The 4,846-nt window shown below is 44.5% G+C and carries 6 protein-coding genes and 1 pseudogene; 5 read left to right on the forward strand and 2 right to left on the reverse strand.

The genetic code is table 11. The features are described 5' to 3' along the window. Nucleotides 1-247 precede the first annotated feature (247 nt). The 5 genes from C6A40_RS24480 (at nt 248) to C6A40_RS24505 (ending at nt 3,431) form a co-directional block, all read left to right on the forward strand. The gene (locus C6A40_RS24480) at nt 248-451 is read left to right on the forward strand and encodes an HHA domain-containing protein (RefSeq protein WP_004213596.1); all 204 of its coding nucleotides are present in this window, start codon (nt 248-250) and stop codon (nt 449-451) included. A gap of 13 nt (nt 452-464) precedes the next feature. Further along, complete coding sequence (locus C6A40_RS24485; protein WP_023307222.1) at nt 465-695, forward strand: hypothetical protein; 231 nt, start codon at nt 465-467, stop codon at nt 693-695. 444 nt (nt 696-1,139) lie between these two features. Continuing rightward, nucleotides 1,140-1,406, forward strand: coding sequence for a type II toxin-antitoxin system TacA family antitoxin (locus C6A40_RS24495; RefSeq protein ID WP_003026799.1), 267 nt, complete (start codon nt 1,140-1,142; stop codon nt 1,404-1,406). Next, entirely contained in the window at nt 1,394-1,876 is a 483-nt protein-coding gene (locus C6A40_RS24500) for a GNAT family N-acetyltransferase (protein ID WP_003026803.1), read from the forward strand. The genes C6A40_RS24495 and C6A40_RS24500 overlap by 13 nt, the downstream gene beginning before the upstream one ends. A gap of 211 nt (nt 1,877-2,087) precedes the next feature. Then, entirely contained in the window at nt 2,088-3,431 is a 1,344-nt protein-coding gene (locus C6A40_RS24505) for an ISNCY family transposase (RefSeq protein WP_080339306.1), read from the forward strand. Between the two features lie 70 nt (nt 3,432-3,501). On the opposite strand, the gene C6A40_RS24510 is transcribed toward C6A40_RS24505, so the two are convergent. Next, complete coding sequence (locus tag C6A40_RS24510; RefSeq protein ID WP_023307220.1) at nt 3,502-4,320, reverse strand: abortive infection family protein; 819 nt, start codon at nt 4,318-4,320, stop codon at nt 3,502-3,504. A gap of 8 nt (nt 4,321-4,328) precedes the next feature. Continuing rightward, a pseudogene (locus C6A40_RS25160) lies at nt 4,329-4,721 on the reverse strand (recombinase family protein); the annotation flags it as partial. Nucleotides 4,722-4,846: the final 125 nt, after the last annotated feature.

Consider the following 4,846-nt stretch of genomic DNA (forward strand, 5'->3'; position numbering starts at 1 on the left):
GGCTTTATTGTAGGTGGGCCAGTTGGTGATTTTGAACTTTTGCTTTGCCACGGAACGGTCTGCGTTGTCGGGAAGATACGTGATCTGATCCTTCAACTCAGCAAAAGTTCGATTTATTCAACAAAGCCTGTCCGGCCTGAGCATCAGTGATTATCTTAAGCAGAACGGCACGGGCCATAACGCCTGAAAGAAATTTGCGTTATTTGTAAAATTAAATACTAGGGACGCCTCAGGATATAAAAAACTAATGACGAAACAGGAATGGATTTTACGACTACGGCGCTGTACATCGAAGGAAACCCTGGAAAGGGTAATAGAAAAAAATAAATATTCTCTGTCAGATGATGAGCTTGAGCATTTCAATGCCGCGGTTGATCACCGGCTGGCGGAGATGACGATGGGAAAGTTGTATGACCGGGTACCGCCAGGTGTCTGGAAATTTGTGAAATAGAACAGGTGACCTTATGAGTTACGGCTGGCTCTTCGAAAATTCGGATGATGACATTTCGGGTTATAATCATATCAATCTGGAACACCTCCCTCCGGAGCTAAAACAGGTTGCTCTCCAGATAGTACAAAATCAGTTTGATCGTGATACTGCAGAGAAAAAACTGGCAGAATTAATCCAGCAACTCGAGTTTGATATAACTGCAGCAGAACTGTCAGCATATCTTTTTAAACCGGGCCATGCCTGACGGCTAACCCGGTAGCGATAATAGTGGAGACCGACGGAGGGCTTCACTTTGGCCGCGGGATCAGCGTCCTGCGGATGGTTTCCATCAGAAGTTGATAGTGCACAGACGGGCTTTTATCCAGCCGCAGACCGTTCTTCCAGCATTCATCCGAAAATTGTTCCGCTTCATTACAGGTACGATCTTCAGGCTGCCGGCTCTCAAGCCAGCGAGTCTGTACTTCTTAATCTGTTCTGTTCATTAACTTAGTCCTTGCCTCGTTAGGGGATGACATCCCTGATTGTGCTGTCATGACACGACAAACACATCAACTTATGTTACGAAATCTATTCAAGTAACTGATATTTAACATAAAACGCATTATCGGTACTTTGAAGTGTATAGCATTTGCTATACGTTCGTGTTGTGTTATTCTTGTATATCAATTGCTATACAAGAGAGGTGTGTATGAAATCAGATGTTCAACTCAACCTAAGAGCTAAAGAGTCTCAGAGAGCACTCATCGATGCTGCTGCAGAGATCCTTCATAAATCGCGAACCGACTTTATCCTGGAGATGGCCTGCAAGGCTGCGGAGAATGTGATCCTTGATCGCCGTGTTTTCAATTTTAACGACGAACAGTATGCAGAGTTCATCGATATGCTCGATGCACCAGTCGAGGATGAGCCCGCCATTAATAAACTACTGGCAAGGAAACCTCAGTGGGACGTATAACCACGCCCGAGCCGTTATCCAGCTCTCATCAGCTGGCTGAGTTCGTCAGTGGAGAGACAGTCCTCGATGAATGGCTAAAACAGAGAGGTTTAAAAAATCAAGCTCTTGGCGCTGCCCGAACGTTCGTTGTTTGCAAGACGGGTACGAAGCAAGTAGCTGGTTTTTACTCTTTGGCCACCGGTAGCGTTAACCATACGGAAGCGACAGGTAGTCTTCGGCGTAACATGCCAGATCCTATACCGGTGATTATACTCGCTCGCCTGGCGGTAGATGTCTCATTGCACGGAAAAGGGGTTGGCGCCGATTTACTCCACGATGCAGTGCTACGGTGTTATCGCGTAGCTGAGAACATTGGGGTTCGTGCGATAATGGTTCATGCGCTTACTGAAGAAGCCAAAGGTTTCTATGCTCACCATGGATTTAAGGCATCACAAACTCATGAGAGGACTCTGTTTCTAAAGCTTCCATGACTGGTTGCTGGAATGGGAAAGTAGCTGGTTACCTTCTTAACATATTGATTTTTATGTTATTTGTTTTAATATTTAACATAATCTTTGTTATGCGCACCAAGATTGTAGCTCCAATATTCTAATGTCACTTTCTACCCATTTAGAGATGTCACTTTTTCTGGCATAAAGGATTAAACCTTGTTGCCGTGGAGATATCAGGATGCTTGTGACCATGTCAGATAAAGAGCTAAACCGGATAAACGTTATTCAGGCAGTTATCGATAAACGTATGCGTCGTCGTGATGCAGCCCATCAACTTAACCTCACCGAACGACAGGTTCAGCGCCTGATGAATCGTTATCGTGAGTCTGGCGTTTCAGGATTAGCCAGCCTTCGCCGTGGCCAGCCAGGTAATCACAGGATTCCTGAATCGCTTAAACTGCGGATTCTGGCGCTGCTACGCGAAAAATATAGTGATTTTGGACCAACTCTCGCCGCAGAAAAACTCAGTGAACGACACGATATTTCAGTATCCGTCGACACGTTGCGTAACTGGATGACTGCCGATGGATTGTGGATACCATACTCACGCCGTAAACCACGAGTGTACCAGCCACGTTATCGCCGAGACTGCCTTGGTGAGCTGGTACAAATAGATGGTTCACCTCACGACTGGTTTGAAGGACGCGCTCCTAAATGCTGTCTTCTAGTATTTGTCGATGATGCCACTGGTCGCATAATGCATCTTCGTTTTGGTGAAACCGAATCAGCCTTTGACTACATGCTTGCTACCCGTGAATATGTTGAGAAACATGGTAAGCCGCTGGCATTTTACAGCGACAAACACGGTATTTTTCGAGTAAATCATGCCGCCGGAAGCAAATCTGGAACTCAATTTGGTCGAGTCCTGCACGATATTGGTGTTGAGCTTATCTGTGCGAACAGCCCTCAGGCAAAAGGTCGTGTTGAGCGTGCCAACAAAACACTTCAGGACAGGCTCATCAAAGAAATGCGCCTCAATAAAATAAGCAGTATCGAAGAAGCCAATGCTTGGCTGGAAACGTTTATCGTAAACTTCAACCAGCGCTTCGCCAAAACGCCCAAATATCCAAAAAACCTTCATCGCCCTGTGGCAGAAACGATTGTGGATCTGGATGATATTTTCTCATGGCAGGAAACCCGTAAACTCTCGAAATCATTAACATTCCGTTATGATAAGATGATATATCTGGTTGAACCCACAGAAGAAAACACCCGAATTGCCGGGGAGAATATTAAGGTCTTTGATTACCCTGATGGCACCCTCGCCTTCAAATACGGCCACCACGCCCTCTCCTATCAGGTATTCGATAAACTGGACTGTATCGATCAGGGGCAAATTGTCGATAATAAGCGACTCGGTGCAGTGCTCCGATTGGCTCAGGATAAAATGGATGAATTGGATCGTAACGGCAAACGTGAGCGAAGCACAAAGATGCCGAAGCGGCGTGCTCAGGCTCGTATACAGGAACAGTTACGAGCAATTAATCCAGTTCTGGTTAATCCAAAAGAATTTCGTGCGAGCTTGAAAAGATAATCTTATCTAAATTTATAAAGGCATTATTATATTACAATGCCTTTATAAAAAGATAGAAACTCCAATCTAATTATATTTTATTCGCATGGATAACATCCATAATAAATACAACTAAGGTGTGAGATGCATTGACTGCGAGTCTAGCTTCGGCAACTACGATCTGCGGAGGGTTTTGACCACGCCCATGAGCACTCCCTATATGTGATCTGAATGCACCAATACCGTCAATTATTGATGAAATTCCTTTTAAAATTTTGTGCTGATCATCCGCTAACGTAGCGTCGGCATTAAGGTTCAAGCTCGGCTGCACGGCAGCCCAAAGAGGTGCTACATTCAATTTTTGTGGCATAGGTAAATCGAATTTTTCTATGTAGCATTTTAATGCAGATTCAATTATCGCACATGCTGCGGTGACTGATGCATGCGGATCGGTTTGAATATTCTCTACTGCACGAAGAAACTCATTTTCAATAGATGAGTAGTCGCCAGACTTCAGATAATCCTCTAGCGTTTTAGAAATCGGAGTCGAACCTGATTTAGTGATAAATCCATTGAGTCTGTAGACTAATTGGTTCTTAGATAAAGCATCGATTATTCTTTTTTGCCCATATTCGACAGTAGATCCAGCTCCAGCCCTAGAGTATGAATTCGGAGGTAAATCCATGTAATTCTGGATGATACTGCCTAATACTGAAATTGCATCTATCGAGTCGTCTTCATTGCAAATTTTCAGCCAATTACTGCATTTGGTTTCACAGTTTCCCATTGGCACCTCACCAGGTGCGCCTGATTCCATAAACAGCGAATTTAAAGACGTATGGCTAAAATAATGTTCACTAAGTACTGAAGACACCGCGCCAATGACATTGTTAGGTATTTTATTATTCATTTTATTCCTTAGTTATTATTCGATTGCTGATTTTTAATGTATTTTTTTAACCGAAAGTAAGTGGCCCGCGAAATGCCTGTTTTTTCCATAACCACTCTGGCTGGTTGTTTCTGATCAATAAGCGCCATGGCCGAGTCCGATTTCAGGTGGGGCTTACGTCCGAATTTCACACCGGACGCCATAGCAATCAACCGTCCCTCGTTGGTACGTTCCAGAATACGCTCCCGTTCAGCCTCAGCCACAGCAGCCAAAATCTGAATCACCATTTTCCCCATTGTCCCTTCGGTACTCAGGCCATTTTCAAGAAAACGGATGGCAATCCCCTTTTTATAGCAGGCATCAACGATATGGATCATATCTGCGGTATTGCGCCCTAGCCGGTCCATTTTGGTACAAATGATGGCACTGTTGCAAATAGTCGGTGGTGATAAACTTATCATCCCCTTTTGCTGATGGAGCTGCACATGAACCCATTCAAAGGCCGGCATTTTCAGCGTGACATCATTCTGTGGGCCGTACGCTGGTA

Origin of the sequence: Enterobacter sp. GER_MD16_1505_Eko_090, assembly GCF_003331015.1 — a bacterium.
GTDB lineage: Bacteria > Pseudomonadota > Gammaproteobacteria > Enterobacterales > Enterobacteriaceae > Enterobacter > Enterobacter roggenkampii.